Genomic DNA, 15,974 nt, shown 5'->3' on the forward strand with positions numbered 1-15,974 from the left:
TTTGAACTCAGGGTGCGTCGGCACTGGCCAGCGCATTATCGTGGCGAATCACGCGGGATTCGCCAATGCGTCGGGTCAGGCCGACGCGGTCGAAGTATTCCAGGTACTGAATACAGCGTTTGCGTCCCAAGCCTAGCGCATCACGAAAAGTTGTCACCTGGATCTGTGGATTTTCCTGCTCGAGTTGCAACAGGACGTCGGCCATGCGCCGCAGTTGCCCGGCAGACAGAAACAGATCGCGCACCACTTGGTGCATCAGCCCCAGGCGCGCCAGTTTGCGCAGCAGCAGGCGCACCGCCGCGTCGTCTTCACCGAGCATTTTCGCAACATCGCGCACCCACGGCGGATCGTAGCCGGCCTCTTCGAACAGCGGCTGCATGCGTTGCCACAGGGTTTCGTCTTCGGCATTCAAACGCACCTGATGATCTGGCAGATGCAGCCACGGCCCGCTGGCGTTGATCGATCCGGCGCTGCGCAGTTCTTCCAGCAGGCTGGCAAAGGTCGAGCGCTCCAGCGCCAGACCACTGAAGCGTCGCAGACGGTCGCGATCCGGTCCCATCTGGTCCGGTTCCAGCTCATGCAGTCTGGCCAACTGCTCCAACAGGGTGAACTTCAATTGCCCCCAGCGCTGCACGTTGAACAGCACCGGGCCTTGGCGGGTATCGATCAGGCGCACGTTGGCCGGTAGTGACCAGTCTTCACGCGGGCGATTGAACTGACGCTCCAGCCGTTGCGGATCGAGGCCGCCCGCGCTGTGGTCGAGCAGCAGTGGTAGCGCTTGCTCAAGACTGTCGCTGTCGGCCAGCGCTTGCAGCTGTGCCAACCGTTCCGGGCTGCGGCGCTGCCGGGCCGGGGCGAACGGGTCGAGCACCTGACCGCCGCCGAGGGTGCGTTGCGCGCTCTGGTCACGCAGGATCAGGCGATCGCCCTTCACCGCGTGCACCGGGGCGTTGATCAGCAATTGCGCGAACATGCGCTCGCCGGCACGCAAACGCGGGCCTTCAAGCAATGCCACACGGGCGATGACGTCCTGAGTGCCGAGGTGCACGTGCACCGGGTGAAAGTGTTCAAACGTGCGCTCGCCAAGCAGCAGTTGAAATTCAATGTCGACCCGTTGCGTCGGCGCGTGCAGCCATTCGGCCAGCAGCCATTGGCCGCGATGAATCTGCTCCAGGGTCAACCGGTCACCACTGATATTCAGCGCCACCCGTTGCCCGGCGAAGGCTTGTTCGGCGGCTTGATTCTGCGCGTGCAACCCGCGCACCCGCACCGCTTTACCGGACGGCCCGAGGGCCAGTTTATCGCCGACGCAAACCGCGCCCGACAACGCGGTGCCAGTCACCACGATCCCGGCGCCCGCCACGCTGAAGGCGCGATCAATGGCCAGGCGAAAACCACCTTCGCGGCTGCGCTCATGGACTTCACGTTGAACCTGCAGCAAGTTCTGGCGCAGTTCATCGACGCCCTGCCCGGTCACGCTGGACACCGTCAGCATCGGTGCTTCGGCAAACGGCCCGGTTTCCAGCAGGTCGAGTACCTGACGTTCAACCTCTTCCACCCTGCCCGGTTCGACCCGGTCGCATTTGGTGATCGCCACCAGTGCCCGGGGAATGCCCAGCAACTGCACAATCGCCAGATGCTCACGGGTTTGCGGCATCACCCCGTCGTCCGCCGCCACCACCAGCAACACCAGATCGATGCCCTGCGCGCCGGCGAGCATGTTGTGGGTGAATTTTTCGTGGCCCGGTACATCGATGAACCCGGTCAGCCCGGCACCGGGCTCCAGCTCCGCGTAGAGATAACCGAGGTCGATGGTCATCCCGCGCTCGCGCTCCTGCGGGCGGCGGTCGCCGGTTTGCCCGGTCAGGGCTTGCAGCAAGGAAGTCTTGCCGTGGTCGATGTGCCCGGCGGTGCCGACGATCACGACTCGACCTGCAACTGCGGCAACTGCGCCAGCCACGCCGGTTCATCGTCGAGTTGGCGTAGATCGAGCCACAGCGCATCATCGTCAATACGCCCGAGCACCGGGATCGGTAACCCGCGCAGCGCCGCTTCCAGAGTCAGCAGACAACGCCCGCGCATGCGTTTCGACACCTGCGGGCGCAGACACAGCGCCGCACTCGGCAACCGCGCCACCGGTTGGCTGCCGCTGCCGATCATGCCCAAGGCCTGCACGGCGCTGACCTGCCACGGTTCACCCAAGACGCCAGCCATCGCCGGTTGTAAACGACAAGCCTGGGCGAGGATCTCGGCTTGCGGACGAGTCAACAGCCGCAAACTCGGCAGACGTTCAGCGAGGCGATCCGGATCGCGATACAGGCCAAGCACCGCTTCCAGTGCGGCCAGGGTCAACTTGTCGACCCGCAAGGCGCGCTTCAGCGGATTCTTTTTGATCTTCGCGATCAAGTCTTTGCGCCCGACAATCAACCCGGCCTGCGGCCCGCCTAGCAATTTGTCGCCGCTGAAGGTGACGATGTCCGCGCCATCAAGCAGCGCCTGCCTTACCGTCGGTTCCGCTGGCAGGCCCCAGCGAGTCAGGTCGAGCAGACTGCCGCTACCCAGATCTTCCAGCAACGGCAAACCATGCCGATGGGCCAGTTCGGCCAGTTCGGCGGTGGGCACCCGGGCGGTAAAGCCTTCGATGCTGTAGTTGCTCGCATGCACGCGCATGATCAAGCCGCTGCGTGGGCTAATCGCGGCTTCGTAGTCGCGGGCGTGGGTGCGGTTGGTCGTGCCGACTTCGTGCAGGCGCACGCCGGCGCGGGCCATGATGTCGGGGATGCGGAACGCGCCGCCGATCTCGATCAGTTCGCCGCGCGAGATGATGCCTTCCTTGCGCGCGCCGAGACTGTTGAGCGTCAACAGCACCGCCGCGGCATTGTTGTTGACCACGGTGACGGCTTCGGCGCCGGTCAGTTCGCGGATCAGGCCTTCGATCAGTTCGTCGCGATCACCGCGCTTGCCGGTCGCCAGATCGAATTCCAGATTGAGCGGATAACGTGCGGCCATCTGCACCGCGTCGATGGCTTCTTCGGGCAACAACGCCCGGCCGAGGTTGGTGTGCAGTACCGTGCCGGTCAGGTTGAACACCCGCCGTACGTTGCTGCGCTGCTGCTGGGCCAGACGTTCGCCGACGCGGCCGGCGAGCACGTCGGGGCTGATTTCAATCGCCGACAATTGCCCGTTCAATACGCTGAAACGCAACTCATCGAGCAACTGGCGCAAACTGGCCAGCAACGACTCACGCCCATAACGCTCGGCCAACGGCAGACAGGCCGGGTGACGTAACAACCCATCAATGGAAGGTAAACGCGGGGCCACACTTGCGGACATCAGCCACTCCCAAAAAAACAAGACTGTCCGGCGAGTGTAGACGTTCTGATCATTCGTCTCCCGGCGCCAGCAACAGATTCGGTGCCAGGCGCTGATAACCGTCCTGCGCCAGACGCATGTCGAGCAGCAGGCTGGTGAGATCCGCCGACAGCGCTTCGCCTTCGGCATCGTTTTCCAGGTACACCAGCTTCAGGTAGCTGTTGCAGCCCGGGCACACCTCCGCCCGAATCGGCGCCTGATTGGCGGCGTGGCGATCATCCTCAAGGCTCAGGTAATCTAGCCCCTTGCTGGACTCGCAATACACGCACTTGACCCGCACCACATGCCATTCACAGGCGCACAACGAACACACCAGATAACGCAGACCGTTGTGCTTGCCGCGATGGCGGATCACCCCGGCCATCGCCGGTGAGCCGCAGCCCGGGCATTGGCTGAGGCTGTCGCCGGGTTTCAGTTGCAGGTACGGTGCGCTGAGCAGCCAATGGCTCCACGCCGCTTGCAGGCCGGCACCGAGGAACGGCACCAGCGCCGCCGGCACCATTGAATACTGACCGCTGACCAGCGCCACGGCCCACGCGCGCAATTGCCCGGCACTGGCACCGCGCAATGTGGCGAGCGCGTCGACTACGGCGGGTTGCTCGGGCGCCACGTAACGTTGCAATAAAGCATCCAGATAAGCCTGCCAAGCGTCTTCGCGCACCAGTGTGTCGGCGGCGAATGGCGGTAAACCATGTTGCTGACAGGCTTCGATCCTTTGCTGATCAAACGGTGCTGTCAGCGGCGGATCATCGAAAACCTGCTGCTGAGCCCGGCACAATCCGGCGATCAGTCGCAAGTAATCAGCCAGCGGATGCCCATGAGCCAATTGCTCCAGACGCTGGGCGCGCAAAGTGAACAGGTTGTGCGGCGGCAGGTGCAGAAACGGCGGCGAACTGGCCGCCGCTTCGATTTCCCCAGGTTCAAGAATGGTTGGCAAAAGTCAGCCCTTTTTGGTGATCGGTCGCTCCGGCACGTCCGGATTGCGTTCATTGCGGGTGATGTCGCGATACCAGAGCTCGTGGTGTTTCCTGGCCCAGGCGCGGCTGACCCAGCCATGCAGCATCGCGTCCACCGAGCCCTTGATCCACAGCCCGGCGTAGATGTGAATGATGATGCTGAGGATCAGCACAAACCCCGCCAGCGCATGCAGGAGCATGGCCCAGCGAATCACGGTGATGCCGAAGTACGCGCTGAAATACGCGCGCCAGATCACCAGCCCGGTGAACAACAAGCCAAGCATGCACAGCAGTAAAGTCCAGAACAGCAGCTTCTGCCCGGCGTTGTATTTGCCCACCGGCGGCACGCTTTCTTCATCGTTGACCAGCACCCGGTCGATGCGGCGCAGCCACTTCCCGTCGTTGTCGATAAAGAAGTTCGCGCGCCAGAAACGGAACACCAGGCCGAGGAACAACACGAACATCAGCACGCCCATGAACGGGTGCAGAATCCGCGTCCACGGTCCGCCGCCGAACAGGTGGGTCAGCCAGAACATCGACGGATGAAACAATGCCAGCCCCGACAGCCCGGCCATGAAGAACAGAATCGCCACCAGCCAGTGATTGGTGCGCTGGTTGGCGGTGTAGCGCAGGATCGTCTTGTTGCTCATGGCCGGTCCTCCCCGCGTGGATCGAAGGTGTGCACCGCCGGGTCGACAACGTGCACCGAAGTATCCGGCGGCGTCGGATGTTCATCCTCCTCGACGCGATTAGGCCCGATACGCACGTAGTGGAAGAACCCGGCGAGCACCGCCGCACCCATTGCCAGCAAGCCCAGCGGCTTGCTGATACCTTTCCACAAGCCCACCAGCGGACTGATGGCTGGCGTATCCGGCAACCCGGCGTAGATTTTCGGCGTGTCGGCGTGGTGCAGCACGTACATCACATGAGTGCCGCCGACGCCTTCCGGGTCATACAGCCCGGCATTGTCGAAGCCACGGCTTTTCAGGTCGACGATGCGTTCGGCAGCGTGCTCCTTCATGTCTTCCTTGCTGCCGAAGACGATGGCGCCGGTCGGGCAGGTTTTCACGCAGGCCGGCTCCAGCCCTACCGCCACGCGGTCGGAACACAAGGTGCATTTGTAGGCCTTGTGATCCTTCTGCGAGATGCGCGGAATGTTGAACGGGCAACCGGTGATGCAATAACCGCAACCGATGCAATGATCCTGATCGAAATCAACGATGCCGTTGGCGTGCTTGATGATCGCCCCGGGACTTGGGCATGCCGCCAGGCAACCCGGCTCGGCGCAATGCATGCAGCCGTCCTTGCGGATCAGCCACTCCAGGTTGCCGGCGTCGGTTTCGTGTTCGGTAAAACGCATCAAGGTCCAAGTTTCTGCGCTCAGGTCCTGCGGGTTGTCATAGGTGCCGTGGTTGTGGCCGACCTCGTCGCGCAGCTCGTTCCATTCCGAGCAGGCGACCTGGCAGGCCTTGCAACCGATGCATTTGGTGGTGTCGATCAGCTTGGCGACTTCCTGCTGATTCCTCACCGAGGGCGGCACCGTGGTGGTGGCCGAGCGAGCAATGATGTCTTGGCTGGCCATTTACAGTTTCTCCACGTTGACCAGGAATGACTTGGATTCCGGGGTCTGTGTGTTGCCATCGCCGAGGAACGGCACCAGGGTGTTGGTCAGGTAACCGTGACGCGTCTGACCGGTGAACCCCCAGTGCAGCGGGATGCCGATCTGATGCACCACTTGGCCGTTGACCTGCAGCGGCCGGATGCGTTTGGTCACCACCGCCACCGCCTCGATGAACCCGCGCTTGCAACTGACCCGTACCCGATCTCCGGCAGCGATGCCCTTCTCCTTCGCCAGCACTTCACCGATTTCGACGAACTGCTCGGGTTGGGCAATCGCATTCAACTTGCAATGCTTGCTCCAGAAGTGGAAGTGCTCGGTCAGCCGGTAACTGGTGCCGGCGTACGGGAAGTCCTTGGCTTCGCCGAGGCTTTCCCAGACCGAATCGAAGATCCGCGCCGCCGGGTTGCTGGTGGCTTTCTTGTTCTGCGGGTGCAGCGGGTTGATGCCGATCGGCGTTTCGAACGGCTCGTAGTGCTCGGGGAATGGCCCCTCGTTCATCTTGTCGACGGCGAAGAACCGTGCCACGCCTTCGGGGTTCATGATGAACGGGTTCATCCCGGCTTCCGGCGGTACATCGGCCTTGTAGTCCGGCACATCGGTGCCGCCCCAGGCCTTGCCGTTCCACCACACCAGACGTTTTTTCGGATCCCACGGTTTGCCCGCGACGTCTGCCGAAGCGCGGTTGTAGAGAATCCGTCGGTTGGCCGGCCACGCCCAGGCCCAGCCCAGATGCTGGTGCATGCCATACGGGTCGGCGTTGTCACGCCGGGCCATCTGGTTGCCGGCCTCGGTCCAGCTGCCGGCGAAGATCCAGCAACCGGACGCGGTGCTGCCGTCGTCCTTGAGCTGAGCGAATGCCGCCAGTTGCGAACCGGCCTTGACCGTCGCGCCACTGGCATCGGTGAAGTCGGCCATGGCGCTGCCGTTGATTTCCTTCGCCAGTTCTTCCGGCGAAGGTTCGTCGGGGATCTTGTACGGCCACGACAGTTTCAGCAGCGGGTCGGGGAATTTGCCGCCCTCGGCCTGATAACGCTTGCGCAGGCGCAGGAACAGTTCGCTCATGATGCGAATGTCGGTCTGCGCTTCGCCGGGGCCGTCGGCGCCTTTCCAGTGCCATTGCAGCCAGCGGCTGCTGTTGACCAGCGAGCCGTCCTCCTCGGCGAAGCAAGTGGTGGGCAGGCGAATCACTTCGGTCTGGATCTCCGCGCTTTTCACGTCGTTGTAGGGTCCGACGTTGTGCCAGAACTCCGAGGTCTCGGTGGCCAGCGGGTCCATCACCACCAGCCACTTGAGCTTGGCCAGTGCGCCCATCACCCGGTTCTTGTCCGGCAGCGCGGCGATGGGGTTGAAGCCTTGGCACATGTAGCCGTTGACCTTGCCCTGGCTCATCAGGTCGAACATTTTCAGCACGTCGTAGTTGGGAATGTCGAGTTTCGGCAAATGGTCATAGAGCCAATTGTTCTCGACAGTGGCGTTGGCGCCGTACCACGACTTCATCAGACTGACGTGGAACTTGCTGTAGTTCTGCCAGTAGGACAACTGCCCCGGACGCAGTGGCATTTGCGTGCGCTTTTTGATGAAGGCGTTGTAGTCCTGCTCGGCATCGCCCGCCAGGGTCAGATAACCCGGCAGTGCGTTGGACAACAACCCGAGGTCGGTCAGGCCTTGAATGTTCGAGTGGCCGCGCAAGGCATTCACCCCGCCGCCCGGCATGCCGACGTTGCCCAGCAGCAATTGCACCATCGCCGCGCTGCGGATGATCTGCGCGCCGATCGAGTGTTGCGTCCAGCCGAGGGCGTAGAGAATGGTCATGGTCTTGCCCGGGATTGAGCAAGTGGCGATTTCTTCCCAGATCTTTTTCATCGCCTCGACCGGCATCCCACAGATCTGGCTCGCCAGATCAATGTTGTAGCGGCTGTAATGCTGCTTCATCAATTGATAGACGCAGCGCGGGTCCTGCAGGGTCGGGTCGACCTTGACGAAGCCGTCCTCGCCCAACTCGTAACCCCAGCCGGATTTGTCGGTGTAGCTGCGCTTGGCCGCGTCATAGCCGCTGAAGAGACCGTCTTCGAAGCTGAACCCGGCTTTGACGATGAACGAAACGTCGGTGTAGTTGCGCACGTACTCGTGCTGGATCTTGTCCTCGGTCAGCAAGTAATTGATCAGCCCGCCCATGAAGGCAATGTCGGTACCGGTGCGGATTGGCGCGTAATAGTCGGCCACCGAAGCGGTCCGGGTAAAACGCGGGTCGACCACGATCAGCCGGGCAGCGTTGTGCGCTTTGGCCTCGGTCACCCATTTGAAGCCGCAGGGATGCGCTTCTGCTGCGTTGCCACCCATCACCAGGATCAGATTCGCGTTGGCGATATCGGTCCAGGTATTGGTCATGGCACCACGGCCGTACGTCGGGGCAAGACTTGCCACCGTCGGGCCGTGTCAGACACGCGCCTGGTTATCGAACCCCAGCATGCCGAGACTGCGAATCACCTTCTGGGTGATGTAGCCCGCTTCGTTGGACGCTGCCGACGCGGCGAGAAACCCGGTGGTGAGCCAGCGGTTCACCGTTTGCCCGGTGGCATTTTTCTCGATGAAGTTGGCGTCGCGGTCGGCCTTCATCAGGTCGGCGATGCGATCCAGCGCTTCATCCCAACTGATCCGGGTCCATTCGCTGCTCCCAGGCTTGCGCACCTGCGGGTATTGCAAGCGGCCGGGGCTGTGAATGAAGTCCAGCAGGCCGGCGCCTTTCGGGCACAGGGTGCCGCGGTTGACCGGGTGGTCGGCGTCGCCCTCGATGTGAATGATATTTTGCGCGACGTTCTTCGCGGCATCGCCCTGGCTGTACATGATCAACCCGCAACCGACCGAGCAATACGGGCAGGTGTTGCGGGTTTCATGGGTGTGGGCAAGCTTGAAGTGACGCACCTGCTCGGCGAAGGCCTGCGTCGGGGCCATGCCCAACGCGCCCAGGCTAGAGCCTGCAAGGCCGATACCGGCGACCTTGAAGAATTGACGACGGCTGAGATCCATCGTGCACTCCTGATCAGGTGGAACCCGGTACTTGAGCCGGGCTTTTTCTGGACAAACACGGTTACGGCAGAATGGCTGCCGGCTTTTTCACTGTAGACAATGACCACACACTCTGTGTGAAAACCGACCGTCGGCCGTTTGTCGGTCTATTGGCCAATGAACGCAAAACCCTGTGGGAGCTGGCTTGCCAGCGAAAGCGGTGGATCAGTCAACACTAATAGCGACAGTGACGACGCCATCGCTGGCAAGCCAGCTCCCACAGGGGTCGCGTTGGGCTTAGAATGGCGCCCAGAACCAACCCCGCCTTCACGAGACCGCGCATGACTTTCGATTTTGATCAGGTATTCGACCGCCACCACACCGGCAGCACCAAATGGAGCCGCTACCCGGCCGATGTGTTGCCGATGTGGGTCGCTGATATGGATTTCGCCGCGCCGCCGGTGATCATCGAGGCATTGCAACAACGCCTGTTGCACCCGCTGGTGGGCTACAGCGTGGCGCAGGATAATCTGCGTGAAGCCATCGTCGCCGACCTGTGGAACAAGTTCGCCTGGCAGGTCAGACCGCAGGAGCTGATCTTCCTGCCGGGCGTTGAATCCGGTTTCAACATGGCTTTGAAAGCGCTGGTGCAGCCGCAGCAAAACGTCGTGGTGCAGGTGCCGAACTACCCGCCGCTGCGGCATGCGCCGGGGCATTGGGGGCTGAACAAGGTCGAGCTGGAATTCATCCCTCAGGCCGATGGCAGCTACGCCACCCCGCTGGAGACCCTGCGCGAATCGCTGAATGGTGGCGGCGCCCTGCTCCTGAGCAACCCGCACAACCCGATCGGCAAGGTGTTTGGCCGTGAGGAGCTGCAAGCCGTGGCGGATATCTGTGCGGCACAGGACGCCTGGATCATCTCCGACGAGATCCACGCCGAGCTGTGCTTCGACGGCCGCGTGCACATTCCGACCGCGTCCCTCAGCCCGGAAATCGCCAAGCGCACCATCACCCTGATGTCGGCGAGCAAGGCCTACAACATTGCCGGCCTCAAGACCTCGTTCATGATCATCCAGGACGCCGCCCTGCGCGAGCGCGTCAACCACGCCCGTTGCGGCATGGTCGACAGCGTCAACCCGCTGGGCATGGAAGCCACCCGCGTCGCCTACAGCGAAGGTGCGCCGTGGCTGGCCGAACTGAAAACCTATCTGCAGGCCAATCGTGACTGGCTGGTGGCTGCGGTGCGCAGCCGCTTGCCGGGCGTGACCCTCAATGTGCCGCAAGGGACCTATCTGGCGTGGCTCGATTGCTCGGCGCTGGACCTGGACAATCCGCAGCAGTTCTTCCTCGAACAGGCCAAAGTCGGCCTCAGCGCCGGACTGGATTTCGGGGATCAGCACCAACAGTTCGTGCGTTTGAACTTCGGCTGCCCGCGGTCGTTGCTCGAAGAAGGCATCCGCCGCATGGAGCGCGCCCTGACTGACCGCAATACCTGAATCCACAGTAGATCCCCTGTGGGAGCGGGCTTGCTCGCGAATACGGTGTGTCAGCCGACATCAATGTTGACTGAACCACCGTATTCGCGAGCAAGCCCTCTCCCACAGGGTTTTGCATTGTCATCGCCAAAAAGTCCAGCGCAAATCCGATCGAACTCACGGCAAACCGTCCGGGTCAACCGCCCATACCCGCCCTGAGAACCTCGGAGATTTGTGATGACCGATTACCCAAAACCACCCTTCCCCAAACAAGCTCAAGCCGTGCCGGGCTCGCAAAGCAACATGCAGCCCTACCCCGATTGCGGCGAGCAGACCTACGTCGGTTCCGGGCGGCTGGCCGGCAAGATTGCGCTGATCACCGGCGCCGACAGTGGCATCGGCCGTGCGGTGGCGATTGCCTTTGCCCGTGAAGGCGCCGATGTCGTCGTGGCCTATCTGAATGAACATGACGACGCCAAAGAGACCGCGCGCTGGGTCGAGCAGGCGGGCCGTCAGTGCCTGCTGCTGTCCGGCGACCTCGCGCACAAGGCCCATTGCCAGGCACTGGTGGACAAGACCGTTGAGCGCTTCGGGCGCATCGACATTCTGGTCAACAACGCGGCGTTCCAGATGACCCACGAAACCTTCGAAGAAATCCCCGATGACGAATGGGTGATGACCTTCGACGTCAACATCACCGCGATTTTCCGCCTGTGCCAGGCGGCGATCAAACACATGCGCCCCGGTGCCTCGATCATCAACACCAGCTCGATCAACTCGGACATGCCCAAACCCACCCTGCTGGCCTACGCCACCACCAAAGGCGCGATTGCCAACTTCACCGGCGGTCTGGCGCAGATACTCGGGCCGAAAGAAATCCGCGTGAACTGTGTGGCCCCGGGGCCGATCTGGACGCCGTTGATTGTCTCGACCATGCCCGATGAGGAAGTGCAGAACTTCGGCAGCGAAACCCCGCTCGGTCGCCCCGGACAACCGGTGGAAGTGGCGCCGATCTACGTGCTATTGGCCTCGGATGAAGCCAGTTACATCACCGGGCAGCGATACGGCGTCACCGGCGGCAAGCCGATGTTGTAAGCCTCCATGAGCTTTGTCATCTGGGTCGCGGTGCTGGGCGCCGTGTTGTTGACCCTCGCGCTGACCTCGTCGTACCTGCGCTGGATGCCGGTCACCACCTCGGCCGTGTGCCTGTTGCTGGGGATCGGCATCGGCCCCAGCGGTCTGGACCTGCTGAAGCTGTCACTGGAAGACGCCTCGGTGTGGATGGAACACCTCACGGAAGTGGCGGTGCTGTTTTCGCTGTTTGTCTGCGGCCTCAAGCTGCGCCTGCCACTGCGCGACAGGCGTTGGCGGATTGCGTTCGGGCTGGCCGGCCCGGTGATGGTGCTGACCATCGCCGGGGTCAGCGTATTGCTGCATTGGGGCCTGCAACTGTCGTGGGGCCCGTCGCTGCTGATCGGGGCGATGCTGGCGCCGACCGATCCGGTGCTGGCGGCGCTGGTACAGGTCAACGATGCGCGGGACGTCGACAGTGTGCGCTTTGGCCTGTCCGGTGAGGCCGGGCTCAATGACGGCATCGCGTTTCCGTTCGTGATGCTCGGTTTGCTGCTGTTGAAGGCCGACACGCAACCCGGCGCACTGACCGATTGGGTGCTGCACGGTTTGCTTTGGGCGGTGCCGGTCGGACTGCTGAGCGGTTACTGGATGGGTCGCGGTATCGGTCGGTTGACCCTGTCGCTGCGCATTCGTAACGACGACAGCACCCTGAGCCCGAATGACTACCTTGCGCTGTCACTGATTGCCCTGGCTTACGTCGGCGCAGAGGCGATTGGCGGTTATGGTTTTCTGTCGGTGTTCGCTGCCGGTCTCGGCTTGCGCCAGGAGGAAGTCAAATCCACCGGCGCCAGCCAACCGCCGGCCGAGCATCTGGTGCAACCGGTGGTGGGCCATCAGAACATCGAACCGCAGGACGCGGTGCACGGCGATACCGAACGACTGGAAAGCAGTCAGGTCGCCGCCGGCATCATGATGGGCGACATGCTCTCGTTCGGCAGCCTGGTGGAACGGGCCATGGAAGTGTTTCTGGTAACGCTGCTCGGCGTGGTACTGGTGCCGCATTGGGACTGGCGGGCGTTGGTCATCGGCGCGGTGCTGTTTTTCGTGGTGCGTCCACTCTGCGTCGCGCTGATGCCATGGGGTAACTTGCTCAATGGTGGTCAGCGCCTGTTGATCGGCTGGTTCGGCATTCGCGGAATCGGCAGTCTGTTTTATCTGTTTTATGCCTTGAACCATGGTCTGAGTCCTTCAGTCGCGACGTTGTGCACCCACATCACCTTGTCGGTGGTGGCACTGAGCATTTTGCTGCATGGCATCAGCACTCAGCCGCTGCTGGCGCGCTACGAGCAACGGCAAAAACGAAAAAGCTGATTTTTCCGGTGGGATTATCTTGGGAAATCCATCGAAGTTTTTTCTGAAAATAAATGGATCCCTCTTCAGATTCCGACAGTCACAACCATAACCCCTCGCTGGATGTACTCGGCGGGGTCCGGCAGGTTCGGTTCCCCTGCGGCTTGCAGCCCATGAAGAGGAATCTTTGGATAACAAGGTCACGGTCATGAAAGAATGCTCGAATCCGGCACAAATCAAGGCTTGCAGGGCTTTGGCCCTGGAACGCAATCGTCAACTGTTCGAAGATGCCCACGCCCTCAACCGCGCCGCTTACGAGCTGCTGGAAGCGGACAATCTGGACCTTGAGCAGTTTGAGCACTATCGAGCACTGCGCCGCAAGGCCGATATGAAGTTCGAAGAAGCCATCGATCACTTGTGCGTGCTCAACGAGGACTTTCCGCCGATTCCGATGTCCCCGCATCACTCGCAGGCATTGCGTCGGCAGCTAGAAACCGTCGAATAAAGCGCACAAGAAAAAGCCCGGCTGCGAAGTCCGGGCTTTTTCTTTGGGTGGCGCTCAGCCCCCCGGGTTGGTCACCTGAATGAACACCGCATAAGCGCCCAGCAGGATCCAGAATGTGGCGAAAATCCAAGGCGTGCGCACCGAAAACAACAGCGATTTGCGATAGCCCTTATGGCTGGACTCCATCTCGCTGAACAGTGGCGACTCGTCGTAAGCCATGCCCATGATCGGTTCGCTGCGCAACAACTCGCTCTGTTTGTAATGCCAGTGGTCAATGATGTCGTACGCGGCTCGAATCCCCGGCCACGCATTGAGCGAGCTGAGCAGCCCGAGCAACGCCAGAAACGGCGGCACCACCAGCGTGAACAGTTTGCCCCACTCGGGGTTGAGGTTGGACATGCACGAAGCAAACGCAATCACCAGAAACGACTGCGCGGCCAGATAGGCATCGGTGCGGTTGGCCAGAATGCTGGTTTCGTACTGAATTTCCTTGCGATAGAAATCCAGCCGTTCCTTGGGTGAGCCGAACATCTTGGCATCGTGTTCGGTCAGGTGTTCTTCAGCGCTGGGCTGAGTCAGTATGCGAGGCAAGGGACGCACGCTCCGGGGCGGGGAAACCTGTTAGAAGGCCCCTGCCCCGGACAAGTTCAGGCGGATTCACTTCATCGACCGGGCGATGATTTCCATCAGGTTCAACTGGGTGAACGGCTTGGGCAGACGCGGCAATTGCGCGGCAAAACCCTCCAGACGTTCGGCGTAACCGGTCGCGAGGACGATCGGCAGATCCGGTTTGAGCAGACGCACTGCGTGCGCCAATTGCGCGCCGCTCATCTGCGGCATGGCCATGTCGGTGATCATCAGATCGATGACTTCGCCCTGCTCGAACAACGCCAGCGCCCTGGCACCGGAGGTCGCGCTGACCACACGATGGCCAAGGTCTTCGAGCAACAACGTGGTGCTGGTCAACACCAGCGAATCGTCGTCGACGACCAGCACGCTGAGGCGTGGCACCGTGATGGGGGCGCTGCCGGGCTGCACCCGTGGAGCCAGTGCGCCATCCACCGCGACCGGTAACCAGAGTTCGGCTGCCGTGCCTCGTCCCTTCTCGCTCTTGAGGATGAAACGGCCACCGAGCTGCTCAATGAATCCATGCACCATCGACAGCCCCAGCCCGGTGCCTTTGCCCAGGCCTTTGGTGGTAAAAAACGGATCCCGGGCCGAGGCCAGCGTGTGCTCGTCCATGCCTTCGCCGGTGTCGCGCAGACTCAGGCACACATAACGTCCCGCCGCCATGGTCGAATCGCTCGCTTCAAGGACGACTTCCGCCCGGGCGCTGATCACCACGTTGCCGCCATCGGGCATGGCGTCGCGGGCATTGGTCGCCAGATTGAGCACCGCCAGTTCCAGTTGATTGGTATCGGCCAGTACCGGTTCCAGTCCGTCGGGCAGTGAGGTTTCAATACTGATCCCTGGCCCCAGCGAACTGCGCAACAGCCCGGTAATGCCTTGCACCAGTTGCACGATGTCGACCGGTTCGGTCTTGAGCTCCTGACGCCGGGCAAAGGCCAGCATGCGTTGGGTCAGTGAGACGCCGCGCAGCGCACCTTGTGTGGCATTTTCCAGCAGGCGATTGACTTTCGGGTCGTCACCCACACGCTTGCGCACAATCTCCAGGTTGCCGAGGATCACGGTCAGCAGGTTGTTGAAGTCGTGGGCAATGCCGCCGCTGAGCTGACCGATGGCCTGCATCTTCTGCGCCTGGAGCAATGCCTCGCGGGTTTTCTCCAGCGCCTGCTGCGATTCATGGACCTCAGTCACGTCACGGGTAATTTTCGCGAAGCCGAGCAATGTGCCGGTCTCGCCACGAATGGCATCCACCACCACATGGGCGAAGAATCGGCTGCCGTCCTTGCGCACTCGCCAGCTTTTGTTTTCGAAACGCCCTTCCCGCGCCGCGATTTCCAGCGCCCGTTGCGGCTCGCCGCGCTCGCGGTCTTCAGCGGTGTAGAAGACCGAGAAATGCTCGCCGATGATTTCTTCCGGCCGATACCCCTTGATCCGCTGGGCGCCCTGATTCCAGTTGGATACCCGACCGTCGGGGCTGAGCATGTAAAGCGCGTAGTCCGTGACGCCCTGCACCAGCAGACGGAACTGCTGCTCGCTTTGCTTGAGGGTTTCTTCGGCCATTTTGCGGTCGGTCAGATCGCGGGTGATCTTGGCGAAGCCCAGCAGCGTGCCGTCCGGATCGATGATCGGGTCGATCACCACATGGCACCAGAAATGCGTACCGTCCTTGCGAACGCGCCAGCCTTCACCTTCGAATCGGCCCTCGCGGATTGCGGTATCCAGCGCCCGTTGCGGCAAGCCCGCCGCGCGGTCCTGCTCGGTGTAGAAACGCGAGAAATGCTCGCCGATGATCTCTTGCTTCTCGTAGCCCTTGAAGCGTTTGGCCCCCGTGTTCCAGCTGGTGATGATGCCGTCCGGATCGATCATGTAAATCGCATAATCGACCACCGCATCGATCAGCAGACGGAAACGCATCTCCTCGATCGCGGCAGTTTTGCTCGGGTTGTCACTCATCAGGTTCACCGCTGGTTTTCATTAGCGCAAGTATG

The 15,974-nt window shown here is 61.8% G+C and carries 12 protein-coding genes; 4 read left to right on the forward strand and 8 right to left on the reverse strand.

The genetic code is table 11. The annotated features are described in order from the left end of the window. Positions 1-7: 7 nt before the first annotated feature. The 6 genes from selB to fdnG are packed head-to-tail and all read right to left on the reverse strand — an operon-like array spanning position 8 to position 8,976. Positions 8-1,924, reverse strand: coding sequence for a selenocysteine-specific translation elongation factor (gene selB, locus OC71_RS03275; RefSeq protein WP_041064108.1), 1,917 nt, complete (start codon positions 1,922-1,924; stop codon positions 8-10). After that, entirely contained in the window at positions 1,921-3,333 is a 1,413-nt protein-coding gene (gene selA, locus OC71_RS03280; RefSeq protein ID WP_041064111.1) for an L-seryl-tRNA(Sec) selenium transferase, read from the reverse strand. Before selA ends, selB begins: the two co-directional genes overlap by 4 nt. Before the next feature lie 49 nt (positions 3,334-3,382). Then, a complete protein-coding gene (fdhE, locus tag OC71_RS03285) occupies positions 3,383-4,309 on the reverse strand; it encodes a formate dehydrogenase accessory protein FdhE (RefSeq protein ID WP_041064114.1) in 927 nt (308 codons plus the stop codon). 3 nt (positions 4,310-4,312) lie between these two features. Then, complete coding sequence (locus OC71_RS03290) at positions 4,313-4,978, reverse strand: formate dehydrogenase subunit gamma (protein ID WP_041064117.1); 666 nt, start codon at positions 4,976-4,978, stop codon at positions 4,313-4,315. Then, positions 4,975-5,910 carry a formate dehydrogenase subunit beta gene (gene fdxH / locus OC71_RS03295; protein ID WP_041064120.1) on the reverse strand — a complete coding sequence of 312 codons (936 nt, stop codon included), beginning with the start codon at positions 5,908-5,910 and terminating at the stop codon, positions 4,975-4,977. Before fdxH ends, OC71_RS03290 begins: the two co-directional genes overlap by 4 nt. After that, positions 5,911-8,976: a formate dehydrogenase-N subunit alpha gene (gene fdnG, locus OC71_RS03300; protein ID WP_152620426.1), complete on the reverse strand. Its 3,066-nt coding sequence runs from the start codon at positions 8,974-8,976 to the stop codon at positions 5,911-5,913. A gap of 320 nt (positions 8,977-9,296) precedes the next feature. On the opposite strand from fdnG, the gene OC71_RS03310 reads away from it, so the two are divergent. The 4 genes from OC71_RS03310 (at position 9,297) to OC71_RS03325 (ending at position 13,359) form a co-directional block, all read left to right on the forward strand. Beyond that, on the forward strand, positions 9,297-10,451 hold the full coding sequence (locus OC71_RS03310) for a MalY/PatB family protein (protein WP_041064130.1): 1,155 nt from the start codon (positions 9,297-9,299) through the stop codon (positions 10,449-10,451). Positions 10,452-10,667: 216 nt separating this feature from the next. Beyond that, positions 10,668-11,525: a glucose 1-dehydrogenase gene (locus OC71_RS03315; RefSeq protein ID WP_041064133.1), complete on the forward strand. Its 858-nt coding sequence runs from the start codon at positions 10,668-10,670 to the stop codon at positions 11,523-11,525. Between the two features lie 6 nt (positions 11,526-11,531). Beyond that, positions 11,532-12,875, forward strand: coding sequence for a sodium:proton antiporter (locus OC71_RS03320; protein ID WP_041064137.1), 1,344 nt, complete (start codon positions 11,532-11,534; stop codon positions 12,873-12,875). Positions 12,876-13,062: 187 nt separating this feature from the next. Next, positions 13,063-13,359 (forward strand): hypothetical protein, encoded by a 297-nt coding sequence (locus tag OC71_RS03325; RefSeq protein WP_041064652.1) that lies wholly within the window; start codon positions 13,063-13,065, stop codon positions 13,357-13,359. 54 nt (positions 13,360-13,413) lie between these two features. On the opposite strand, the gene OC71_RS03330 is transcribed toward OC71_RS03325, so the two are convergent. Then, entirely contained in the window at positions 13,414-13,950 is a 537-nt protein-coding gene (locus tag OC71_RS03330) for a hypothetical protein (RefSeq protein ID WP_041064140.1), read from the reverse strand. A 66-nt stretch (positions 13,951-14,016) separates the two neighbouring features. After that, a complete protein-coding gene (locus tag OC71_RS03335) occupies positions 14,017-15,939 on the reverse strand; it encodes a PAS domain-containing sensor histidine kinase (RefSeq protein ID WP_041064655.1) in 1,923 nt (640 codons plus the stop codon). Between the last annotated feature and the right edge of the window lie 35 nt (positions 15,940-15,974).

Source organism: Pseudomonas sp. W15Feb9B, assembly GCF_000828175.1.
Lineage (GTDB): Bacteria > Pseudomonadota > Gammaproteobacteria > Pseudomonadales > Pseudomonadaceae > Aquipseudomonas > Aquipseudomonas parakoreensis.